This is a genomic window from Frigoribacterium sp. PhB116 (genome assembly GCF_004364285.1).
Classification (GTDB): Bacteria; Actinomycetota; Actinomycetes; order Actinomycetales; family Microbacteriaceae; genus Frigoribacterium.
On the sequence record NZ_SOBE01000003.1, the window covers coordinates 103,892 to 125,074 of the forward strand.

Annotated in this window: 22 protein-coding genes; 11 read left to right on the plus strand and 11 right to left on the minus strand. The window is 73.0% G+C overall.

Annotated features, from left to right (window positions below):
• Positions 1-33: 33 nt before the first annotated feature.
• Positions 34-1,629: a glycosyltransferase 87 family protein gene (locus EDF20_RS11780; RefSeq protein WP_166644814.1), complete on the minus strand. Its 1,596-nt coding sequence runs from the start codon at positions 1,627-1,629 to the stop codon at positions 34-36.
• 61 nt (positions 1,630-1,690) lie between these two features.
• Here EDF20_RS11780 and EDF20_RS11785 point away from each other — a divergent pair, with 61 nt between their 5' ends.
• On the plus strand, positions 1,691-2,218 hold the full coding sequence (locus EDF20_RS11785) for a hypothetical protein (protein ID WP_123548506.1): 528 nt from the start codon (positions 1,691-1,693) through the stop codon (positions 2,216-2,218).
• A 41-nt stretch (positions 2,219-2,259) separates the two neighbouring features.
• On the opposite strand, the gene EDF20_RS11790 is transcribed toward EDF20_RS11785, so the two are convergent.
• The 6 genes from EDF20_RS11790 to EDF20_RS11810 are packed head-to-tail and all read right to left on the minus strand — an operon-like array spanning position 2,260 to position 7,759.
• Positions 2,260-3,255 (minus strand): prenyltransferase, encoded by a 996-nt coding sequence (locus tag EDF20_RS11790; RefSeq protein WP_243833470.1) that lies wholly within the window; start codon positions 3,253-3,255, stop codon positions 2,260-2,262.
• On the minus strand, positions 3,252-3,680 hold the full coding sequence (locus EDF20_RS11795; protein ID WP_133738801.1) for a lycopene cyclase domain-containing protein: 429 nt from the start codon (positions 3,678-3,680) through the stop codon (positions 3,252-3,254). Before EDF20_RS11795 ends, EDF20_RS11790 begins: the two co-directional genes overlap by 4 nt.
• On the minus strand, positions 3,677-4,042 hold the full coding sequence (locus EDF20_RS11800; protein WP_133738802.1) for a lycopene cyclase domain-containing protein: 366 nt from the start codon (positions 4,040-4,042) through the stop codon (positions 3,677-3,679). The genes EDF20_RS11795 and EDF20_RS11800 overlap by 4 nt, the downstream gene beginning before the upstream one ends.
• The gene (gene crtI, locus EDF20_RS15915; RefSeq protein ID WP_243833471.1) at positions 4,042-5,748 is read right to left on the minus strand and encodes a phytoene desaturase family protein; all 1,707 of its coding nucleotides are present in this window, start codon (positions 5,746-5,748) and stop codon (positions 4,042-4,044) included. The genes EDF20_RS11800 and crtI overlap by 1 nt, the downstream gene beginning before the upstream one ends.
• Positions 5,745-6,647 (minus strand): phytoene/squalene synthase family protein, encoded by a 903-nt coding sequence (locus EDF20_RS15920; protein WP_208292637.1) that lies wholly within the window; start codon positions 6,645-6,647, stop codon positions 5,745-5,747. The genes crtI and EDF20_RS15920 overlap by 4 nt, the downstream gene beginning before the upstream one ends.
• Complete coding sequence (locus EDF20_RS11810; RefSeq protein ID WP_133738804.1) at positions 6,644-7,759, minus strand: polyprenyl synthetase family protein; 1,116 nt, start codon at positions 7,757-7,759, stop codon at positions 6,644-6,646. Before EDF20_RS11810 ends, EDF20_RS15920 begins: the two co-directional genes overlap by 4 nt.
• An 18-nt stretch (positions 7,760-7,777) precedes the next feature.
• Between EDF20_RS11810 and idi the strand changes: the two genes are divergently transcribed.
• Positions 7,778-8,356 (plus strand): isopentenyl-diphosphate Delta-isomerase, encoded by a 579-nt coding sequence (gene idi / locus EDF20_RS11815; protein ID WP_123548501.1) that lies wholly within the window; start codon positions 7,778-7,780, stop codon positions 8,354-8,356.
• Between the two features lie 74 nt (positions 8,357-8,430).
• Here the strand turns inward: idi and EDF20_RS11820 are convergent, their stop codons facing one another.
• Entirely contained in the window at positions 8,431-9,546 is a 1,116-nt protein-coding gene (locus EDF20_RS11820) for an acyl-CoA desaturase (protein WP_123548500.1), read from the minus strand.
• Positions 9,547-9,828: 282 nt separating this feature from the next.
• On the opposite strand from EDF20_RS11820, the gene EDF20_RS11825 reads away from it, so the two are divergent.
• Both EDF20_RS11825 and EDF20_RS11830 read left to right on the plus strand, forming a co-directional pair.
• Positions 9,829-10,653: a DUF308 domain-containing protein gene (locus tag EDF20_RS11825; RefSeq protein WP_243833472.1), complete on the plus strand. Its 825-nt coding sequence runs from the start codon at positions 9,829-9,831 to the stop codon at positions 10,651-10,653.
• The gene (locus EDF20_RS11830; RefSeq protein WP_123548498.1) at positions 10,650-10,895 is read left to right on the plus strand and encodes a hypothetical protein; all 246 of its coding nucleotides are present in this window, start codon (positions 10,650-10,652) and stop codon (positions 10,893-10,895) included. Before EDF20_RS11825 ends, EDF20_RS11830 begins: the two co-directional genes overlap by 4 nt.
• Positions 10,896-11,115: 220 nt before the next feature.
• Here EDF20_RS11830 and purB read toward each other — a convergent pair whose 3' ends face one another.
• Genes purB through EDF20_RS11845 form a run of 3 tightly spaced genes read right to left on the minus strand, consistent with a single transcriptional unit; the run spans position 11,116 to position 13,399 of the window.
• The gene (gene purB / locus EDF20_RS11835; protein WP_123548497.1) at positions 11,116-12,498 is read right to left on the minus strand and encodes an adenylosuccinate lyase; all 1,383 of its coding nucleotides are present in this window, start codon (positions 12,496-12,498) and stop codon (positions 11,116-11,118) included.
• Entirely contained in the window at positions 12,495-12,998 is a 504-nt protein-coding gene (locus tag EDF20_RS11840; protein ID WP_255416200.1) for a low molecular weight protein-tyrosine-phosphatase, read from the minus strand. The genes purB and EDF20_RS11840 overlap by 4 nt, the downstream gene beginning before the upstream one ends.
• Complete coding sequence (locus EDF20_RS11845) at positions 12,995-13,399, minus strand: phage holin family protein (RefSeq protein ID WP_123548496.1); 405 nt, start codon at positions 13,397-13,399, stop codon at positions 12,995-12,997. Before EDF20_RS11845 ends, EDF20_RS11840 begins: the two co-directional genes overlap by 4 nt.
• A gap of 30 nt (positions 13,400-13,429) precedes the next feature.
• Between EDF20_RS11845 and EDF20_RS11850 the strand changes: the two genes are divergently transcribed.
• From EDF20_RS11850 to EDF20_RS11880, 7 genes are all read left to right on the plus strand, one after another.
• Positions 13,430-14,500 carry a histidinol-phosphate transaminase gene (locus tag EDF20_RS11850; RefSeq protein ID WP_133738806.1) on the plus strand — a complete coding sequence of 357 codons (1,071 nt, stop codon included), beginning with the start codon at positions 13,430-13,432 and terminating at the stop codon, positions 14,498-14,500.
• 30 nt (positions 14,501-14,530) lie between these two features.
• A complete protein-coding gene (locus tag EDF20_RS11855) occupies positions 14,531-15,688 on the plus strand; it encodes a thiamine pyrophosphate-dependent dehydrogenase E1 component subunit alpha (RefSeq protein ID WP_123548494.1) in 1,158 nt (385 codons plus the stop codon).
• 95 nt (positions 15,689-15,783) lie between these two features.
• Positions 15,784-16,749: an alpha-ketoacid dehydrogenase subunit beta gene (locus tag EDF20_RS11860; protein WP_133738909.1), complete on the plus strand. Its 966-nt coding sequence runs from the start codon at positions 15,784-15,786 to the stop codon at positions 16,747-16,749.
• Positions 16,750-16,762: 13 nt separating this feature from the next.
• A complete protein-coding gene (locus tag EDF20_RS11865) occupies positions 16,763-18,292 on the plus strand; it encodes a dihydrolipoamide acetyltransferase family protein (protein WP_133738807.1) in 1,530 nt (509 codons plus the stop codon).
• A gap of 75 nt (positions 18,293-18,367) precedes the next feature.
• Complete coding sequence (locus tag EDF20_RS11870) at positions 18,368-19,381, plus strand: zinc ABC transporter substrate-binding protein (RefSeq protein ID WP_133738808.1); 1,014 nt, start codon at positions 18,368-18,370, stop codon at positions 19,379-19,381.
• A 74-nt stretch (positions 19,382-19,455) separates the two neighbouring features.
• Positions 19,456-20,259, plus strand: coding sequence for an ATP-binding cassette domain-containing protein (locus EDF20_RS11875; RefSeq protein ID WP_197980844.1), 804 nt, complete (start codon positions 19,456-19,458; stop codon positions 20,257-20,259).
• Complete coding sequence (locus EDF20_RS11880; protein WP_123548490.1) at positions 20,256-21,176, plus strand: metal ABC transporter permease; 921 nt, start codon at positions 20,256-20,258, stop codon at positions 21,174-21,176. Before EDF20_RS11875 ends, EDF20_RS11880 begins: the two co-directional genes overlap by 4 nt.
• Positions 21,177-21,183: the final 7 nt, after the last annotated feature.

A 21,183-nucleotide genomic window follows, 5' to 3' on the forward strand; every position in this document is an offset into this window, starting at 1 on the left:
ACCGAGGCGCGGCCAGGGGTACAACGACGCACCTCAGGAGGGGCGGCGAGCGCCCCGGCTGTGGACGGCTGACAGGGACGAGGCCGAGGAGGCGGAGGTCGTGTCGGCCAGGACGGCCGCGGGGACGGCGACGGCGACGGACCGCACCCGTCGCGACCACCAGCGGGGCGGGAGCTCACGGCCCCATGCGGCGAGCGCCTCCTCGACCAGGCGCAGCACGCACCAGCCGAAGAGCCCGACCAGCAGCACGTTGCGCGCACCGAGCACCGCCACGGCGACCGGGTCCAGGTCGATCAACGGCAGGTAGAGCACCGGGAACACCAGCGTCGTCAGCCCGGCTGCCCACGCCACGATCCTCGCCGGGGCGCGGAACGCGGCGGCGTCCGCCCACAGGCCCGCCGCGACGACCGGCGCGATCCACAGGACGTACTGGGGCGACCCGACCTTGTTGAAGACGATCAGCGTGATCGCCAGGGTCAGGGCCCCGAGCAGGACGAGGCGGGACTCGTGCCCGGCGAGGGCGGCCCCGTCGGCCCCCGCAGGCCCGGCCCCCGCAGGCTCGGCCCCCGCAGGCCCGGCCCCCGCGCTCCCGACACCCTCAGGCGCAGCGCCCGCACGCCCGGCCCGGGCGCGCCCGGCCGCCGCGACCGCCAGCAGCCCGACGAGCACGACCATCACGACGCCCATCGCCTGCGTGCTGCCGTGCACCGCCCAGGTGTCGCCCGGCCCCATCACCTCGCGGGTCGCGAGCCCGACGTTCTCGTACACGGAGGCGCCCGGCACCCCCAGCATCGCCATCCACAGCCACGGGGTCGCGAGCGGCGCCTCGAGCTGCAGCGCCCGGTCCGACTGCATCGTGACGAAGCTGTCGACCGACGACAGGCCCCCGCCGACGGCGACCACCGCGACGACGACGAGCGTCACCCAGAGGCACGCCCGCACGACCGTCGCGCGTCCCCGGCTCGCGACCACGACGGCCGCGATGACGGCCGCCGGCCAGACCTTGACCCACGTCGCCACGGCCAGCAGTGCGCCGGCCACCCGGGGCCGCGTGCCGAGCAGGAGGAGGGCCGCGACCACGGCGGGCGCGCTGAAGGCCTCGAGCCGGAGGAACGCCACCGGGCTCAGCAGGAACAGCACGAGCAGCCACCACCACGCCGCCGGGGCGTCGACCGTGCGGCGCCCGCGGTCGGTGAGCAGCCAGAGCGACGCGGCGTTCGCGGCCGTCACGAGGAGGAGCCAGACGAGCTGGTAGAGCGACTCCCCCAGGACGTTCGGCAGCACGACGGGCAGCAGCGCGCCGGCCGGGTAGACCCAGGCGAAGTCCATGACGGGCCAGCGGCCCTCGCTGAGGGCGCCGGTGGCCCAGGTGCGGTACAGGGGCAGGTCGCCCTCCGCGCCTCCTCGGAGCATCAGCGGCGTCAGGGCGACGAAGACGGCGGCGTGCAGGGCGGCGAAGGTCCACCAGATCGCACGGGGCTGACGGCGGAACACGCCCCAGACCCGGCGCAGGTGCCGCACGCCCTCGCGGAGACGAGCGACGGAGCCGCCGCCCCCGTCAGCACCGGGTGCGGTCCACGGGGAACGCCGGGACGAGGAGGCGGTGGTCCGGGGCGCGCGCGAGCTCACCCTGCGGACGCTAGGGCGCGCACCTTTCGACAAGGTGAACGTCGGGCGTACGATGCCGCGCATGGACCGACGGAGCTCCGACGACGACCCGCGCACGGCTGCGCCCGGGGCCGAGGACGACCAGCCGACGCGCGACGACGAAAGTGCCGACGACAGGCCGGTCGGCTGGTGGCTGACCCGGGTCGAGCGGCTGCTCGACCAGCGGTTCGCCGAGGCGCTGGACGAGCACGGCGTGACGCGCCGTCAGTGGCAGGTGCTCGAGGCCCTCGAGCGCGGCGTCCAGCCTGGCGCCGACGAGTCCCTCGCGGCTGCGAGCGGCTCGACCGCGTCGTCGGAGGGGCCGGCCGACGACGACCAGTCGCTGGTCGACGACCTCGGCGAGCTCGTCGAGAGCGGCTGGGTGGCGGTCGACACCGACGCCCTCGGCGCCAGCCGTCACTGGCTGACCGAGCGGGGCGCGGTGGCGCACGCGAAGCTGCGCGACGTGGTGCTCGGCATCGGCGCGGACGCCTTCGCGGGCGTCAGCCCCGACGACCGCGCGACGGCGCTCCGCGTGCTGCGGCGGGCCGTCGGCAACCTCGGCGGCTGACCCTCCGCTGGGGACCTGGGCGGCCGAGGAGGCGGCGCCGGCTACGCCAGCGCGACCCATCCGATCATCAGCATCGTCGTGACGAACCCCGACACGAAGTTGAGCCAGAGGAACCGCTTCCAGCCCTTGTTCGCGCCCTCCGCCTCGGCGTCGGTGATGTTCCACCAGGGCGCGCAGTTCAGGGCGTAGGCCACGGGGATGATCGCCGCGAACGGCCCGGGTGCGTCGGTGAAGGTGAGCAGGATGCCCGCGAGCAGGTAGGCGACGACGGCGAGCCGGACCGTGGTCCGGGCGCCGATCACGGTGGCGATCGAGGCGATGCCGCCCTCGCGGTCGGCGATGACGTCCTGCACGGCACCGAAGGCGTGGCTCGCTGCTCCCCACAGGAAGAACGCCCCCAGCAGCGCCCAGAGCGCCGGCGTGAAGGTGGCCCCCGCGAGCACGAGGCCGTAGACGGCCGGGCTGACGAAGTGCGTGCTCGACGTGACGGAGTCGACGAACGGGCGCTCCTTGAAGCGCAGCCCCTTCGCCGAGTAGGCGACGACCGCGAACAGGCTCACGGCGAGCACCAGCCAGCTGAGCGGGCTGCCCACCGCGACGAGGAACAGCACGAACGGCACGCAGGTGAGCACGGCCGCCCAGAGCGTCGTGCGGTGCATGCTCCGGTCGAGCAGGGCGCCCTCGACCCCGCCCTTGCGCGGGTTCCGCAGGTCGCTCTCGTAGTCGAAGACGTCGTTGATGCCGTACATCGCGAGGTTGTAGGGCACGAGGAAGAACAGGATGCCGACGACCGCGACGAGCCAGTCCACCTGCGAGAAGTCGAAGGCAGGGGCCGGCCCGGTGAGGACGACCACCGCGGCCGACCCGTCGGCGACGGCGTCGGCGACCGACTGCGAGACGTAGGCGCCGCCCGCGTCGGCGTCCGGGCTCGGCGTGCTGGCCGCGGTGAGGACGTACGCCGCCGCGAACGGGAACGCCGTGTTGATCCAGCTGAGGGGCCGGGAGGACCAGAACAGGGCCTTCAGGGTCGCGGTCACCGCGCCTCCTCGGCGTCCGCCGTACCGGTGCCGCTGCCGGTGCCGGTGCGCCGAGACGCCCCCGCGGCCTTCGCGGCCTCCGTCTCGCTCCGCGACCCGAGCAGGGTCCACACGCTCGGCAGCAGCACGAGCGCCGCGACCGCGTAGGCGAAGTCCTCGAGCGGGGCGATGCCGACGAAGGCGCCGCTGATGCGCGACTCGTCGTAGCCGACGAGCCCGACGCCGATCATGACGTTGTCGAAGACGGCGGTCATCACCAGCAGCACCGCGGTCGAGAGCCCGGCGGCGCGCACGACGGCGGCGAGCGAGCCGTGGGTCGAGGAGGCGCGGGTCGACCGGGTGCGCGCCCAGCGCAACAGCAGTGCGGCACCCGCCGTCACGGCCACGAGCCCGAGGAAGACCGCGTTGATCGCCCAGTACGTCACGCGCGGTCACCGCCCGTCGAGAGGGCGGTCGACGCGGCCCGACGGCGCTCCACCGCGTCGAGCACGAGGCGCGAGCCGGCGAGCAGGTTCATCGTGAGCCAGCAGAGCAGCACGAGGAAGAAGACCTCCTCGAGGGGCAGCTCGGGCGCGAGCTGCACGCCCGTCATGAACGACGTCTCGCCACGGAAGAAGACGCCCGCGTCGATGCCGACGATGTCCCAGATGAGGAAGAACACGACGCCGACGAGCAGCGTGACGAACGCCCGCCAGCCGTCTCGCCAGAAGAACAGGCCGAAGCGCCGGTCGAGCATCGCCATGCCGAAGATCGAGATCAGCAGGGCGACGAGGTACGCGAAGCCCATCAGGCGTCGCCGCTCGCGCCGGGCGCGACCCCGGAGCCCGAGCCGACCCCCGAGCCCGTGACCGTAGCTGCGCCGGCGGCCGGCTCGGCCACCGGCCCCGTGCTCGTGTCGCCGCGCATGTTCTTGAGCAGGATCTCGGCGCTGATCAGGCACATCGGCAGGCCGATCCCCGGGCGCACCGAGCCGCCGGCGTAGAAGAGGCCCTTCACGTGCTCGGAGGTGTTGCCGGCACGGAACATCGCGCTCTGCGAGAGCGTGTGCGCCGGGCCGAGCATGCTGCCGCTCCACGCGTTGACGTCGTCGACGAAGTCGCGCGGGCCGCGGGTGCGGCGCAGCACGACGCGCGACGCGAGGTCGGGGATGTCGGCCCAGTCGGTGATCTGCTCGATCACCTGGTCGGCGAGCCGCTCGATCAGCGGGTCGCCGTCGCCGCCGACGTCGCCGCGGCCGAGGGACGGATCGGCGGGCAGCGGCACGAGCACGAAGAGGTTCGTGTGCCCGGCGGGCGCCGTCGAGGGGTCGACCGTGCTCGGCTTGCAGACGTAGAGCGACGGCGGGTCGGGGATCCGCTTGTCGTCGCCGAAGATGCGGTCGAAGTTCTCGTGCCAGTCGCGCGCGAAGAACAGCGTGTGGTGCTCGAGCTCGGGCACCTCGCCCTCGACGCCCAGGTACAGCAGCAGGGCGCTCGGCCCCGGGTCGCGGGTGGCCCAGTAGTCGGAGTCGTAGGTGCGCAGGCCCTCGGGCAGCAGCTGCGTCTCGAGGTGCTCGAGGTCGGCCGCCCCGACGACCACGTCGGCCTCGAGCACGTGGTGCCCGCCCTCGGCGTCGCCGTGCTCGACGCCGCGCACGACGGCGGAGCGTCCGGGCCCGGGCGACGTGAGGACCCGGGTGACGGGCGCCTCCGTGACGATCCGGACACCCGCCTCCTCGGCCACCGCCGCGATGCGCTGGATGACCGTCGTCAGGCCGCCCTGCGGGTAGAGCACGCCGTCGTCGAGGTCGAGCGTGCTCATCAGGTGGTACATGCTCGGGGTCGCGAACGGCGACGACCCGAGGAACACGGCCGGGTAGCCGAGGATCTGCCGCAGGCGCGGCTCCTTGACGGCCCTCGAGGCGAACGCGTCCAGGTCCTGCAGCAGCAGGCGGCCGAGCTTCGGCAGCCGGACGACGACGTCGCCGCGCAGCAGCGGGCCGACGGTCTCGAAGCTCGTGTAGAGGAACCGCTGCTTGGCGAGCTCGTAGGTGTCGCGCGCCGACCGCAGGTAGCCGCGCATGCGGTCGCCGCTGCCCGGCTCGATGCCGTCGAAGAGCGCGATGTTCTCCTCGAGGCCGCGCGGCACGACGATCGGCTCCTCGCGGGTGCCGTCGGCGCCGGGCTCGAACAGCACGCGGTAGCCGGGGTCGAGCGGCACGAGGTCGAGCTGCTCGTCGGCGGACGTGCCCATCAGCCTGAAGAAGTGGTCGAACACCTCGGGCATCAGGTACCAGCTCGGGCCGAGGTCGAAGCGGAAGCCGTCCTGCTCCCAGCTGCCGGCGCGACCGCCGACCTGGTCGTTCTTCTCGAGCACGGTGACGTCGTGGCCCTCGCGGGCGAGCAGCGCCGCGCTGGCCAGGCCGGAGATGCCGCCTCCGATCACGACGACCCGGCGGCCGTGCCGCTCGACGCTCGTGTCGCCGACGGCGCGCTTCAGCCAGGGGGTCGTCACAGGGAGGCTCCAGGAGGTGGGGGTCGGTGGTCGGGGACGGAGGCGACACGGCCGGCCGTGGCCTGCAGCGCGATCCGCACCTTGACGGGGTCCGGCACGCGGACGCGCGCCCGGATGAGCGAGGAGGCGGGGGTCGCCTCGAGACGCCGGTTCAGCTCGGCGAACAGGCCGTGGGCGAGCGCCACCGCGCGGCGCGACGAGGCGGGCAGCACGGGGATCACCTCGCCCGAGACGCGCAGGTCGTCGTCGATGTCGGCGACGAGGCGCAGCTTCGTGGCCTCGTCGAAGGTCGTCACGTCGACGCCGGGGAAGTAGCTGCGGCCGAGGTGCTCGAAGTCGGCCGCGAGGTCGCGGAGGAAGTTCACCTTCTGGAAGGCCGCCCCGAGCCGCGTGGCGCCCTCGTCGAGCAGCGCCCGCGTCGACTCCGGGTAGCTGTGGCCGGTGAGGAACGCACGCAGGCACATCAGCCCGACGACCTCGGCCGAGCCGTGCACGTAGCGGTCGAACGACTCCTGGTCGTGCTCGCTGGCGCTCAGGTCGGCGCGCATCGACTCGAAGAACGGGCGGGTCAGCTCGGGGCCGAAGCCGGTCGCCCGCGCGGTGCGGGCGAAGGCGTGGACGACGAGGTTGGCGCTGAAGCCCTGGGCCATCGCGCGCTCGGTGTCGGCCTCGAGCTCGTCGAGGCAGCGACGCGACTCGTCGGCCGTCAGGCCCGCCTCCGTGGCCGGCCCGTCGACGACCTCGTCGGCGACCCGCACGAGCGCGTAGACGTTCTCGACGTGCTGGCGCACGGCGGGGCCGAGCAGCCGCGACGCGAGCCCGAACGAGGTCGAGTAGCGGCGGATGACGCCGGACGCGGTGCCGTCGGCGGTCGCGTCGTAGAGGGAGAGACCGGTCACCGCACGCGCTCCAGCACGACCTGGACGAGGGGCGCCAGCGCGTCGCGCAGGGCCTCGCCGACGTCGGGCCCGTCGAGCACGGCGAGCGCGCGACGAGCATGATCTTCGACGAGCTGCTCGGCGAAGCGCCGCGCGCCGCAGGCCTCGAGGCGGCCGCGGACGACCTCGGCCTCGGCCTCGGACAGGTCGGCCTTGCCGATGAAGGGCCGGATGCCGAACCAGTCGTCGGTCGTGGCCGCGTGCGCGACGAGCACCGTCCGCTTGCCCTCGCGGAGGTCGCCGAGCACGGTCTTGCCGGTGTCGGACTGCGTGCCGAAGACGCCGAGCAGGTCGTCGACGACCTGGTACGCGACCCCGACCTCGCGGCCGAACTCGCCCAGGGCCCTGACCACCGCCTCCGGCGCCTCGGCCAGCACGGCGCCGGCCTGCAGCGGCGCCTCGAACGAGTAGACGGCGGTCTTCGCGCGTTCCATGTCGAGGATCTCGTCGACGGTCGGCAGGTCGTCCGAGAGCGAGAGCTCGACGTCGATCATCTCGCCGCCGGCGCTGACGAACACGGCCTCGTCGAGCAGGTCGAGGAGGCGCGCCTGGACCGGGCCGTCGCAGGGCACCTGCAGCAGGAGGCGGCTCGCACCCGTCAGCGCGAGGTCGCCGGCGATGACGGCGGCCGACATGCCGCGGTGCTCGGCGGTCGGCGTGGGGATGCCCGCCGTGGTCGCCTCGTCGCGGTAGCTGCCGGAGACGTTGGGGATGCCGCGGCGAGAGAAGTCGCGGTCGATCACGTCGTCGTGGACGATCAGCGCGGTGTGCAGCAGCTCGAAGGCTGCGCCGACGCGGGCCGCGGCCTCGTCGTCGCGGCCGCCCAGGGCCGTGTACGTGGTGAAGACCATGCGAGGGCGGAAGCGCTTGCCACCGCTCGTGTTGCGCTCGAGGACCTTCCAGAGGTCGACGTAGCGGTAGCCGACCGACTCGGCCCGGCGCTTGGCCAGCCGGAAGAAGTCGTCGAGGACGGCGTCGACCCGGGACTGGTCCCGCGCCTCACGATCGACGAGGTCGCCGTCGACGCGGCCCTGCCGGTCGTGCGTCCCCGCACGCTGGTGTTCACCGCTCACCAGGGCAGACTACCTCTCATGACACCCGAGACCTCCGTGCATCCCCAGGCGCTCCGCAGCCCCGTCGCGGGCGGCGGCGACGAGCTCGTGGTACTGCTCGACGAGGCCGGCGAGCCCTGCGGCACGCACCTCAAGGCCACGGTGCACACGGCGACGACGCCGCTGCACCTCGCCTTCAGCTGCCACGTGCTCGACGACCGCGGCCGAGTGCTCGTCACCCGCCGCGCCCTCTCGAAGAAGACCTGGCCCGGCGTCTGGACCAACTCCTTCTGCGGGCACCCGGCACCGGGCGAGACCCCCGAGGAGGCGGTGGCCCGGCGCGCGTCGCAGGAGCTCGGCATCGAGGTCACCGACGTGACCAGCGTGCTGCCGGACTTCCGGTACCTCGCGACCGACGCCTCCGGCGTGGTCGAGAACGAGATCTGCCCGGTGTTCACCGCCCGCGCGGTGGGCGTGCCCGACCCGTCTCCGGACGAGGTGGCCGAATGGGCCTGGACCGACCCCGCGGCGCTGCGCGACGCGGTCGCCGCGACGCCGTTCGCGTTCAGCCCGTGGCTCGGCTGGCAGCTCGAGGCCTGGCCGACGCCGCAGGGCTAGCTTCCGAGCCGGGCAGCGCGACGGCGCCTGCCCCCGAGGTGACAGGCGCCGTCGCGCTCAGGACCGGGCGCCGCTCAGCGGGGGCGGAGCTGTGCCGCTGCCGGGCAGTCGAAGGGGTCGCCGCCCGCGGCGAGGCCGACGCGGTTCAGGTAGCGGATGACGATGCCGTACGACTTGACGGCCGTCGTCTCCTGGTAGGGGATCTCGTGCGCGGCGCAGTGCGCCTTGACCAGCTTCGACGCGGCACGCAGGTGCGGCCTCGCCATGCTCGGGAAGAGGTGGTGCTCGATCTGGTAGTTCAGGCCGCCCATGAACGCGGTCGAGAAGCGACCCGTGATGTTGCGCGAGGTGAGCACCTGCTTGCTGAGGAAGTCGACCTTGGCGCCCTCGGGGATGATCGGCATGCCCTTGTGGTTCGGCGCGAACGACGAGCCCATGTAGAGGCCGAAGACGGCCATCTGGACGCCGATGAAGGCGAAGGCCATCCCGACGGGCAGGAAGAAGAAGACGGCGCCGAAGTAGAGCACCATGCGCGTGGCGATCAGCGTGATCTCGAGCGCACGGCCCTCGATCTTCTCCTTGGTGAGCAGCACCTTGAACGAGTGCACGTGCAGGTTGACGCCCTCGCCGAGCAGCAGCGGGAAGAAGAAGTACCCCTGACGACGCGTCAGGTGCTTCATGAGGCCGGTCTGCTTCGCCGCGTCCTCCTCGAGGAACGAGACCGTGTCGAACGCGATGTCCGGATCCTTGCCCTTGGTGTTCGGGTTGGCGTGGTGCCGGGTGTGCTTCGACATCCACCACGCGTAGCTCATCCCGACGACGCCGGCGGCGAGCACGCGGCCGACCTTGTCGTTGCGCGTGCCCGAGTCGAAGACCTGGCGGTGCGCGGCCTCGTGGGTGAGGAACGCGAACTGCGTGAGGATGACGCCGAGGGCCGCGGCGATGAGCAGCTGGAACCAGCTGGAGCCGAGCAGGACGAAGCCGGTCGCGGCGCCGCCGAGGCAGGCCACGAGGATGACGAAGACCGTGACGTAGAAGCCGGTGCGGCGGCGGAGCAGGCCCGCCTCGCGCACGCTGGCGAGCAGGGCCGAGTAGGTGCTGGTCGGCTTGCTGGCACGACCGGCGACGGTCGGCCGGAAGCCGGACGAGACCGGGCCGGAGGCGCCGGTGGGGGGTGCGATGACGGACATGGAGCTCCCGCGGGTGTGTCGACTTCCCAGCCGTGGAGGTGAGCGGTGCGCCCCAGATGCCTCTGACGCTAGGGGCACGGTCGGGGTCAGCGCCAGCGCACGCGGCGATGCACAGCGATGCCGGGCGGATGCACAGGTGGACCGGACGGTCGCGCGGGCGCGCGCGAGCAGGCGCGCCGGCGGCTCCTCGCTCGACGGCGAGCGACCCTCGCCGTCCCGCGCGGGACCTGCCAGGAGGGGGCGGTAAACTCCTCGGGTCCGCCCCGCCCAGGAAGAAGTACCGTGCCGTCTGCCTCCGTGCCCCCCGTGCCGTCCGGCGGCGACACGGCCGACCGGGGCCGCGCCTCCTCGGCTGGCTCCTCGGCGGCTTCGTCGGCGTACTGGCCCGTGCCCCTGGTGCGTGCGGTGCCCCTCCTCGTGACGGCCGCCGTCGTGACCTTCTCGCGTGACCACTCGCCGTTCGTCGGGCTCGTGTCGTTCGGCGTCGCCGCCCTGGTGGGCGGGCTGCTGCTCACCGTCGGCGTGCTGCTGCGCCTCGACGACCGCAGCAGCCGCACGCTGCAGGTCGTCCAGGGCGTGACGACCGTCGTCGCCGGCGCGGTCGCCCTCGCCGCCTCCTCGGCCGGGCTCGCGTTCTTCGTCGCGCTCGTGTCGGGCTGGGCGCTCGTCGCCGGCGCCCTCGAGCTCGTCGCCGGCCTGCGTCGCCGCGGCCGATCGCCGCTCGCCCGCGACTGGATCAGCGTCGGGGTGCTCACGCTGGCGCTGGGCGTCGTGTTCCTGGTGGTGCCGCTCGACTACGCCCAGCCGCTCGGCGGCGTCGAGCAGATCGAGGGCGAGCTCACCTCGTCCACGGTGCTCGTCGGGGTGCTCGGGGCGTGGGCGGCGGTCGTCGGGGTGTTCCTCGTGATCGCCGGGCTGTCGCTGCGGTGGCAGACGGACGCGGGGCACGGCGCCGCAGGACACGACGGCGCGGGGCACGGCGCCGCAGGACACGGCGCCGCAGGACGGACCGACGCGGGGCCGGCCGGCCGCCGCACGAGCACGAGCACGAGCACGAGCACTGACAGCAGCATCGACCCGACATCGGACGAGGGACAGCACGCATGACCACACCCAGCTGGCGCGAGCGCGTCCGTCCCGCCGAGTTCCTGGGCCTCAGCGGCGTGTTCGCCGTCTTCGTCGGACTCGTCGTGCTGATGACCACCCGCGAGCTCGAGCTCGCGCTGATCTTCCTCTGCATCGCCTTCATCGTCGCGCTCGTCGTGATCGCGATGCTGGCCCTCGCCGCGAAGCCCAACGAGGACGAGCGCCACGAGATCGACGAGTCCGACCGCCCCAAGGGCCACTGACCCTCGCCCGCTGCCCGGCCAACTCGCTGCGGGGATCTCCTCCCCTCAAACGGAGACAGATCTGCGGTGTCGCGCCCCTGGACGCTGGGGTCGAGACTCAGCGTGGCCCCGATCACGCGCAAATTACGGCGCGTTCGGACCGGACGAGCGGGACCGCGGCCCCACAGCGCGTGGGGTGTTGCGCGCGGGGACCGGATGGCGCGCGGACCGCGCGCCGCGGCTAGCTCAGGCGGCCGACGAGGTCCGAGGCGAGGCCCGTGTAGGTCGCGGGGGTGAGCGCCACGAGGCGGGCCTTCGCGTCGGCGCCGATGTCGAGCCCCTCGACGAAGGCGACGAGGTCGGCCTGCGAGACGCGCTTGCCCCGGGTGAGCTCCTTGAGCATCGCGTAGGGGTCGGCGATCGACGAGCGCCCGGCGACGACCTCGGCGCGGATCACCGTCTGGATCGCCTCGCCGAGCACCTCCCAGTTGCCGTCGAGGTCGGCCTCGAGGGCAGCGGTGCCGACGGCGATCTCGCCGAGCCCGCGACGCAGGTTGTCGAGCGCGAGCACCGAGTGGCCGAGGGCGACGCCGATGTTGCGCTGGGCCGACGAATCGGTGAGGTCGCGCTGCTGGCGCGACGTGACCAGGGTCGCCGCGAGCGAGTCGAGCAGGGCGCACGAGAGCTCGAGGTTGGCCTCGGCGTTCTCGAACTTGATCGGGTTGATCTTGTGCGGCATCGTCGACGACCCGGTGGCGCCCGCCTGCGGGATCTGCGTGAAGTAGCCCATCGAGATGTACGACCAGATGTCGGTCGCGAGGTTGTGCAGCACGCGGTTGACGTGGGCGATGCGCGAGTAGAGCTCGGCCTGCCAGTCGTGCGACTCGATCTGGGTCGTGAGCGGGTTCCAGCTGAGGCCCAGGGCGTCCTCGACGAAGGACCGCGAGATCTCGGGCCAGTCGGCCGACGGGTCGGCGACGACGTGCGCCGAGAACGTGCCGGTGGCGCCGCTGAACTTGCCGAGGTACTCGGTGCCGGCCACCTGGGCACGGAGGCGCTGGAGGCGGTGCACGAAGACCGCGAACTCCTTGCCGACGGTCGTCGGGGTCGCGGGCTGGCCGTGCGTGTGCGCGAGCATCGGCACGTCGCGCGCGTCCGTGGCCCAGGTCGACAGGGCGTCGACGACGGCGTCGAGCGCCGGCAGCCAGACCTCGGCGACGGCGGCCTTGACGGTCACCGCGTACGAGAGGTTGTTGATGTCCTCGCTCGTGCAGGCGAAGTGCGTGAGCTCGGCGATCGGGTCGAGGCCCAGCTCGGACAGGCGGGCGCGGACCCAGTACTCGACCGCCTTGACGTCGTGACGGGTCGTGGCCTCGAGCCCGGCGAGCTCGTCGATCGCGGGCTGCCCGAAGTCGGTGACGACCGCTCGCAGAGCCTCCTTCTGGTCAGCCGTGAGCGCCTCGGCGCCGAACGCGCCGCGGTCGGTCTGGGCGATCAGCCACTCGACCTCGACGTGCACGCGAGCGCGGTTCAGGCCCGCCTCGCTGAGGTGGTCGCCGAGCTGCCCCACGGAGGCGCGGTAGCGGCCGTCGAGCGGGCTGAGGGGCTGAGGGGGCAACGTCATGAGGGTCCCTTGCGGAGTGCGGGTTCGATCTGGCGGAAGAGGGCGGTGCAGGCTCGCTCGACCATGGCGAGCACGTCGTCGAACATGGCCGGGTCCGAGTAGTAGGGGTCGGGCACGTCGGAGCCGCCCTGCGCCGCGCCCCGGGGGTCGAACGACATGAGCAGCTGCACCTTCGAGCGGTCCGACTCGTTCTCGGCCCACGCCCGGAGCACCCGTTCGTGCCCCCGGTCGAGCGCGACCACGAGGTCGTGACGAGCGAAGTCGGCGGTCGAGAACTGGGAGGCGCGGTGCCGGGAGCCATCGTAGCCACGGGCCCGCAGCGCCTCGACGGTGCGCGGATCGGCCCCCTCGCCGACGTGCCAGTCGCCCGTACCCGACGACGACACGTCGAGCGAGTCGGCATGGCCGGCCCGGCGGGCGACCTCGCGCAGGACCACCTCGGCCATCGGCGACCGGCAGATGTTGCCGGTGCAGACGAAGACGACGCTGAGGCGGCTCACCGCCGGCGGTCGCTCGGCTCGACGATCGGGCGGATCACGATCCCGATCAGCCAGGCGACGACCGCGAGGACGAGCGCGCCGAGCACGCCCCACCAGAAGCCGTCGACGACGAGGCCGAAGCCGATCTGCCCCGAGATCCAGGCGACGATGCCGAGGAGCAGCCCGTTGACGATCAGCGAGAGCAGCCCGAGGGTCAGCACGTAGAGGGGGAACGCCACGACGCGGATGACCGTGCCGACGACCCCGTTGACGATGCCGAAGATGAGCGCGACGAGCAGGTAGGTCAGCACGGTCTCGGTCGTGCCGCCGTCGCCGTACGCGTCCACGCGCACTCCCCCGACGACGAACGTGGTCGCCCAGAGGGCGAGGGCGTTGATCAGCAGCCGCACGAGGAATCGCATGGGTCCATCATGCCGCCCTAAGGTGGCCGGGTGAACGCTCCCGTCAGGCTCCGTCCCGAGATCGCCGCCCTGCCCGCCTACCGCCAGGGGAAGCAGGCCGCCCCCGACGCGTTCAAGCTGTCGTCGAACGAGAACCCGTTCGAGCCGCTGCCCGCCGTCGTCGACGCGCTCCGCGACGCCGTCGCGGTCAACCGCTACCCCGACGCGACGGCCGCGGGCCTGCGCGCCGCCCTCGCCGACAAGTTCGGCGTCACCACCGACGAGGTGCACGTGGGCGCCGGCAGCGTCTCGCTGCTGCAGCAGCTCGTGCTCGCCGCCGCGGCCCCGGGCGACGAGGTCGTCTACGCCTGGCGCTCGTTCGAGGCCTACCCCGGGCTGGTCACCGTCAGCGGCGCGACCAGCGTGCAGGTGCCCCTCCGCGAGGACGGCAGCCACGACCTCGCCGCGATGGCCGCGGCCGTCGGCGAGCGCACCCGCCTGGTGATCGTCTGCTCGCCCAACAACCCCACCGGCACGGTCGTCACGACGACCGAGTTCGAGCAGTTCATGTCGGCCGTCCCCGACGACCTCCTGGTCGTGCTCGACGAGGCCTACGCCGAGTTCGTCACCGACGAGCACGCCGTCGACGGCCCGTCGCTCACCGAGCGGCACCCGAACCTCGTCGTGCTGCGCACGTTCTCGAAGGCGCACGGCCTGGCGGCGCTCCGCGTCGGGTACGCGATCGGCGCCTCCTCGGTGCTCGACGCCGCGCGCTCGACGGCGATCCCGCTGGCCGTGACCGCGCAGGGCCAGGCCGCCGCGCTGGCGTCGCTGGCACACGAGGAGGAGCTGCTCGCGCGGGTGGACCGGATCGCGGTCCTGCGCGACCAGGTCTGGCGCGCCCTCGTCGACCAGGGCTGGGAGCCGCCGCTCGCCCAGGGCAACTTCGTCTGGCTGCCGACCGGCGAGCACACGGCCCACGCGGCCGAGGTGTTCGAGACCCACGGGCTGGTCGTCCGGGCGTTCGCGCCCGAGGGCCTCCGCGTCACGATCGGCGAGCCGGAGTCGGTCGAGCGGGTGCTGCGGGCGGCGCAGGAAGTGCTGGGGAACACATCCGTGTGAGGGCATGCGTGCCCTAGTAGGTTGGTGCGCATGTCCCCGAGCGAAACGAGCCGGCGCCCCGGCACGGTCCAGCTGCTGACGCCCGCCGGCGAGCTGGTCCGCACCGACGACACGGCCGAGTTCCTGCCCTGGGTCGACGCGCTGAGCGACGACCAGCTGCGCGCGATGCACCGCGACATGGTGCTGACGCGTCGCTTCGACCGCGAGGCCGCCGCCCTCGCCCGCCAGGGCCAGCTCGCCCTGTGGGTGCCGAGCCACGGCCAGGAGGGCGCCCAGGTCGGCCTGGCGCACGCCACCCGCCCGCAGGACCACCTGTTCCCGTCCTACCGCGAGCACGCGGTCGCCCTCGCCCGCGGCGTCGACCCGGTCGACATCCTGCGCCTGCTGCGCGGCCACACCCACGGCGGCTGGGTGCCCGCCGAGCACCAGAACTTCCACGTGTACACGCTCGTGATCGGCTCGCAGACGCTGCACGCCACGGGCTACGCGATGGGCCTCGGCCTCGACGGCAAGAGCGGCACGGGCGACCCCGAGGTCGACCAGGCCGTCGTCACCTTCTTCGGCGACGGCGCGACCAGCCAGGGCGACGTCAGCGAGGCGATGGTCTTCGCGACCAGCTTCCAGACGCCAGAGCTGTTCTTCCTGCAGAACAACCAGTGGGCGATCAGCGTGCCGGTCTCGCGCCAGTCGCGCACGCCGCTCGTCGACCGCGCCGCGGGCTTCGGCCTGCCCGCGACCCAGATCGACGGCAACGACGTGCTCGCGAGCTACGCCGTCAGCCGCCGCGACCTCGACGCCGCGCGCTCGGGCTCCGGCCCCCGGTTCATCGAGGCGATGACGTACCGCATCGGCGCGCACACCTCGTCCGACGACCCGAGCAAGTACCGCACCGACGACGAGCTGCAGGGCTGGATCGCCCGCGACCCGATCGACCGCTTCGCCGCGTTCCTCCGGTCGCGCGGCGAGGGCGACGCGTTCTTCGCCGGGCTCGAGGCCGAGGGCGACGACCTGGGCCACGACGTCCGCACCCGCACGACGTCGCTGCCCGCGCCCGACCCGTCGCTGATGTTCGAGCACGTCTACAGCGAGCCGCACCCCGTCATGCGCGAGCAGCACGAGTGGCTCACCCACTACGAACAGGGCCTCGGCGGCGACGCCGGCTCCGACTCCGCAGGAGGACGCGCATGAGCGACGTGACGACCACCACCGCTGCCGCCGCACCGGCCGCCGGTCCGCAGGGCAGCGCCGGCGTCGACGAGCCGACCCGCGCCTCCCGCGAGACCATGCCGCTCGGCAAGGCGATCAACGCCGGCCTCCGCCGCGCCATGGCCGACGACCCGCGCGTGCTGCTCATGGGCGAGGACATCGGCACGCTCGGCGGCGTCTTCCGCGTCACCGAGGGGCTGCAGGCCGAGTTCGGCGAGAACAGGGTCATCGACACGCCCCTCGCCGAGTCGGGCATCGTCGGCAGCGCGATCGGCCTCGCGATGGCCGGCTTCCGCCCTGTCGTCGAGATCCAGTTCGACGGGTTCATCTACCCGGGCTTCGACCAGATCGTGTCGCAGCTCGCCAAGATGACCAACCGCCACGAGGGCTCGGTCACGATGCCCGTCGTCATCCGGGTGCCCTACGGCGGGCACATCGGTGCCGTCGAGCACCACCAGGAGAGCCCCGAGGCCTACTTCGCGCACACGGCCGGCCTGCGCGTCGTCAGCCCGAGCACGCCGCACGACGCCTACTGGATGATCCAGGAGGCGATCGCGTCGAACGACCCGGTCATGTTCTTCGAGCCCAAGAGCCGCTACTGGCCCAAGGGCGAGGTCGACCTCGCCGCGCCGCACGCTCCGCTGCACGCCAGCCGCGTCGTCCGCACGGGCACCGAGGTCACCCTGCTAGGCCACGGCGCCATGGTCAGCGTGCTGTTGCAGGCCGCCGAGATCGCGGCCGCCGAGGGGATCTCGGCCGAGGTCGTCGACCTGCGGTCGCTGTCGCCGATCGACTACGCGCCGATCCTCGAGTCGGTCCGCAAGACCGGCCGCCTCGTCGTCGCCCAGGAGGCCCCCGGCTTCGTCAGCGTCGGCTCCGAGATCGCCGCGACGGTCGCCGAGAAGGCGTTCTACTCGCTCGAGGCCCCGGTGCTGCGCGTGAGCGGGTTCGACACGCCCTTCCCGCCCGCCAAGCTCGAGACCCTCTACCTGCCCGACGCGGACCGCGTGCTCGAGGCCGTCGACCGCGCTCTCGCGTACTGAGAGGAACACCTCCGTGACCAGTGAGTTCTCCCTTCCCGACGTCGGCGAGGGCCTGACCGAGGCCGAGATCGTCGAGTGGAAGGTCGCCCCCGGCGACACCGTCCAGATCAACCAGGTGCTGGTCGAGATCGAGACGGCCAAGTCGCTCGTCGAGCTGCCCTCGCCCTACGCGGGCGTCGTCGAGAGCGTGCTCGTCGCCAGCGGCGAGACCGTCGACGTCGGCACGCCGATCATCACCATCGCCGACGGCACCGGGCCGGTCACGCCGTCTGACCGAGCGGCGGAGGCCTCGTCCGGCGAGTCGGGCGCGCTGGCCCGCACCGCCCAGATCATCGCCCAGGAGGAGGCGGCCCTGTCCGAGCAGCGCGCTCGCCAATCCGCGCCCGCCCCTGCTGCCCCGCCCGCACCTCCTGCGCCCTCGGCCGACGAGGTGGCCGCGTCCGGCAGCACGGGCTCCGTGCAGTCCGCCGCGCCGACGGCTCCGTCGACCTCGGCGCCGTCGGTGTCGGGTTCGTCGGCCGACTCCGGCTCGGGCGCCGTGCTCGTGGGCTACGGCGCCGCGGGCGGCCACGGCCAGACCCGTCGCCGCAAGCCGTCGCAGGGCGAGGTCGACGCGCGCCAGCTGCGCGTGGCCGAGCAGGCCCGCCGCCGGCCGACGACCTCGGTGCCCGCCGCGCTCGCACTGCCGATCATCGCGAAGCCGCCGATCCGCAAGCTCGCGAAGGACCTGGAGGTCGACCTCGCGACCGTGCAGCCGACCGGCCTCGCGGGCGAGGTCACGCGCGACGACGTCATCCGCCATGCGCAGCAGGCGAGCGTGTTCCGGAACATCGAGACCCCCGAGTGGAGCGAGGAGCGCGTCGAGCGCATCCCCGTCAAGGGCGTCCGCAAGGCGATCGCCGCCGCCATGACGTCGTCCGCCTTCACCGCGCCGCACGTCAGCCTCTTCGTCGACGTCGACGCGACCCGCACGATGGAGTTCGTCAAGCGCCTCAAGGCCTCGCCGCAGTTCGCGGGCGTCAAGGTCTCGCCGCTGCTGATCATGGCCAAGGCCATCATCTGGGCCGTGCGCCGCAACCCGATGGTGAACTCGGCCTGGACCGACCGCGAGATCCTCGTGCACCACTTCGTCAACCTCGGCATCGCCGCGGCGACGCCCCGCGGCCTGATCGTGCCGAACGTCAAGGAGGCGCAGTCGATGAGCCTGCTCGAGCTCGCCCAGGCGCTCGAGCAGCTGACCCTCACCGCCCGCGACGGCAAGACGAGCCCCGCCGACATGCGCGACGGCACCATCACGATCACCAACATCGGCGTCTTCGGCATGGACACCGGCACGCCGATCCTCAACCCGGGCGAGGTGGCCATCGTCGCCCTCGGCACGATCAAGGCGAAGCCGTGGGTCGTCGACGGCGAGGTGCGGTCGCGCATGGTGACGACGATCGGCGCGAGCTTCGACCACCGCGTCGTCGACGGCGACGTGGCGAGCCGGTTCGTGGCCGACGTGGCGAGCGTGCTCGAGGAGCCGGCGCTGCTGCTCGACTGAGCGGGCGCCTCCTCGGCTCCGCCCGTCGCGGCAGCCTGTTTTGACAATCATTATCAGTAGCAATAGCGTGGCGGCATGAAGACACCGCGCACCCTGTCGCTGCTCGCCCTGCCCGCCGCCGCCGTGCTCGTGCTGAGCGGCTGCGCCTCGGGCGACGGTGGCGGCGGCTCCGGCGCCGGATCCTCCTCGGGCGACGGAGGCGCGATCGCCGTGGTCGCGTCCACGAACGTCTACGGCGACATCGCGAAGACGGTCGGCGGCGACGCGGTCGACGTCACCAGCGTCATCAGCGACCCCTCGCAGGACCCGCACTCGTACGAGGCCGACGCCCGCACGCAGCTCGCGGTCTCGCGGGCCGACGTCGTGATCCAGAACGGCGGCGGCTACGACGAGTTCATGCACACGCTCCTCGACGCCAGTGGGTCGGAGGCCGCCGTGATCGACGCCGTCGAGGTGAGCGGGCTCGACGCCGACGAGCACGGCGACGAGGCCCACGCCGACGAGTCGGGCGAGGCGCACGCCGACGAGACGGCCGAGGCCGACGACCACGGGCACGACCACGGCGAGTTCAACGAGCACGTCTTCTACAGCCTCCCCTCGATGGCGGCCCTCGCCACCGCGATCGCCGACGAGCTCGGCGCGGTCGACCCTGCGCAGGCCGACACGTTCACCGCGAACGCCGCCTCGTTCGGCGAGCAGATCGCCGACCTGGAGGCGCAGGCCGCAGAGATCAAGACCGCCCACGACGGCGAGTCGGTCGCCTACACCGAGCCGGTGCCCGGGTACCTCTTCGACGCGATGGGCCTCGTGAACGTGACCCCGTCCGACTTCTCCGAGGCGATCGAGGAGGGCGACGACGTGTCTCCCGCCGCCCTGAACGAGACCCTGCAGCTGTTCTCGGACGGCACGGTCGACCTGCTCGCCTACAACGAGCAGACCTCCAGCCCCGAGACCGAACAAGTCGAGAAGGCGGCCACCGACGCCGGCGTCGCGATCGTCCCGGTCACGGAGCTGCTCCCGACAGGGGATGATTACGTCTCGTGGCAGCAGAGCAACATCGACGCGATCACGGCGGCGCTCGACAAGTGACCCCCGGCACGACCGACACCTCCGTCGCCGCCGCCCACCGCGCCTCCTCGGCCGGGGGCGGCGGCGACGCCGTGCTGCGCCTGCGCGGCGCGGGCGTCTCGTTCGGCGACCGCACGCTCTGGTCGGGGCTCGACCTCGACGTGGCCCCCGGCGAGTTCCTCGCCGTGCTCGGGCCCAACGGCGCGGGCAAGACCACGCTGCTGCGCGCCGTGCTCGGCCAGCAGCAGCTCACCGAGGGCACCCTCGAGTTCCTCGGCAGGCCGGTCGGCCGCGGCCACCGCCGCATCGGATACGTGCCGCAGCAGCGCCTCATGGAGGCCGGCACCCCGCTGCGGACCCGCGACATGATCGCCCTCGGCGTCACCGGGCACCGCTGGGGCCTGCGCCGCGAGTCGGCCGCCGAGCGCGCGACGATCGACGCCCTCGTCGACGAAGTGGGCGCCTCCTCGTTCGCCTCGGCCCCCGTGGCCAGCCTGTCGGGCGGCGAGCAGCAGCGCGCCCGCGTGGGCCAGGCCCTCGCGGCCGAGCCCGCCCTGCTGCTCTGCGACGAGCCCCTGATCTCGCTCGACCTGCGGCACCAGCGCGGGGTCACGGAGCTGATCGACCGCCAGCGACGCGCACGCGGGGCGGCCGTCGTGTTCGTGACCCACGACGTGAACCCGATCCTCGACGTCGTCGACCGGGTGCTCTACCTCGCCGGCGGGAAGTTCCGCGTCGGCACCCCCGACGAGGTGCTGCAGGCGCCCGTGCTCAGCGAGCTCTACGGCACGCCCGTCGACGTGGTGCGCACCATGGGGCGCATCGTCATCGTCGGCGGCCAGGGCCACGACGACCACCACGCCGACGAGCACGACGACGACGAAGGACTCGTGCGGTGACCGACCTCTGGACCCAGCTGTTCTCGTTCCAGGACTTCGGCGAGCTCGTCGTCCTGGTGCGCAACTCGATCATCGCGGGCGCCGTGCTCGGCCTCGTCGGCGGCCTGATCGGGCCGTTCGTCATCACCCGCAACCTGCCGTTCGCCGTGCACGGGATCAGCGAGCTCTCGTTCGCCGGGGCCTCGGCGGCCCTGCTCATCGGCGCGAACGTCGTGGGCGGCTCGGTCGTCGGCAGCGTCGTCGCCGCCCTGCTGATCGGCCTGCTCGGGTCCCGGGCGCGCGAGCGGAACTCGATCATCGCGGTGCTCATGCCCGCCGGGCTCGGCCTCGGCATCCTGTTCCTCGCCCTGTACCGCGGGCGGTCGGCGAACAAGTTCGGCCTGCTCACCGGTCAGATCGTGTCGGTCGACAACCCGCAGCTGGGCTGGCTCATCGCCATCTCGGCCGTCGTGATCGTGGTGCTGCTCGTGATCTGGCGACCGCTGACCTTCGCGAGCGTCGACCCCGACGTCGCGGCGGCGGCGGGCATCCCGGTGCGGGCGCTCGGCCTCGTCTTCATGCTCGTGCTCGGCCTCGCGGTGGCGGTCTCGGTGCAGATCGTGGGCGCCCTGCTCGTGCTCGCTCTGCTGGTCACCCCGGCGGCGGCGGCCCTGCGGCTCACCGTCGACCCGCGCCTCGTGCCCGTGCTCAGCGTCGTGTTCGCCGTCGTGTCCGTGGTGGGCGGCATCCTGCTGGCGCTCGGCGGCGGCCTGCCGATCAGCCCGTACGTCACGACCATCTCGTTCCTCATCTGGCTCGTCTGCCGCATCGTCGGCGGGCGGCGCGAGAGCCGAGGAGGCGGGCGGACAGGCCGAGGAGGCGGCACCGGTCGCCCCCAGGCCGCGCCGGTACCCTCGACGACGACGAAGGCGGCCTGACGTGGTC

Coding starts and splice junctions, on each gene's coding strand:
- EDF20_RS11845 (WP_123548496.1), bottom strand. CDS start 13,399: ATGCGATTCCTCGTGCGGCTGCTGATCAACGCCCTCGCCCTCTGGGCG.
- purB (WP_123548497.1), bottom strand. CDS start 12,498: ATGACGTTGCCCCCTCAGCCCCTCAGCCCGCTCGACGGCCGCTACCGC.
- EDF20_RS11860 (WP_133738909.1), top strand. CDS start 15,784: ATGCCGCTCGGCAAGGCGATCAACGCCGGCCTCCGCCGCGCCATGGCC.
- EDF20_RS11820 (WP_123548500.1), bottom strand. CDS start 9,546: ATGTCCGTCATCGCACCCCCCACCGGCGCCTCCGGCCCGGTCTCGTCC.
- EDF20_RS11855 (WP_123548494.1), top strand. CDS start 14,531: ATGTCCCCGAGCGAAACGAGCCGGCGCCCCGGCACGGTCCAGCTGCTG.
- idi (WP_123548501.1), top strand. CDS start 7,778: ATGACACCCGAGACCTCCGTGCATCCCCAGGCGCTCCGCAGCCCCGTC.
- EDF20_RS11785 (WP_123548506.1), top strand. CDS start 1,691: ATGGACCGACGGAGCTCCGACGACGACCCGCGCACGGCTGCGCCCGGG.
- EDF20_RS11800 (WP_133738802.1), bottom strand. CDS start 4,042: ATGGGCTTCGCGTACCTCGTCGCCCTGCTGATCTCGATCTTCGGCATG.
- EDF20_RS11870 (WP_133738808.1), top strand. CDS start 18,368: ATGAAGACACCGCGCACCCTGTCGCTGCTCGCCCTGCCCGCCGCCGCC.
- EDF20_RS11830 (WP_123548498.1), top strand. CDS start 10,650: ATGACCACACCCAGCTGGCGCGAGCGCGTCCGTCCCGCCGAGTTCCTG.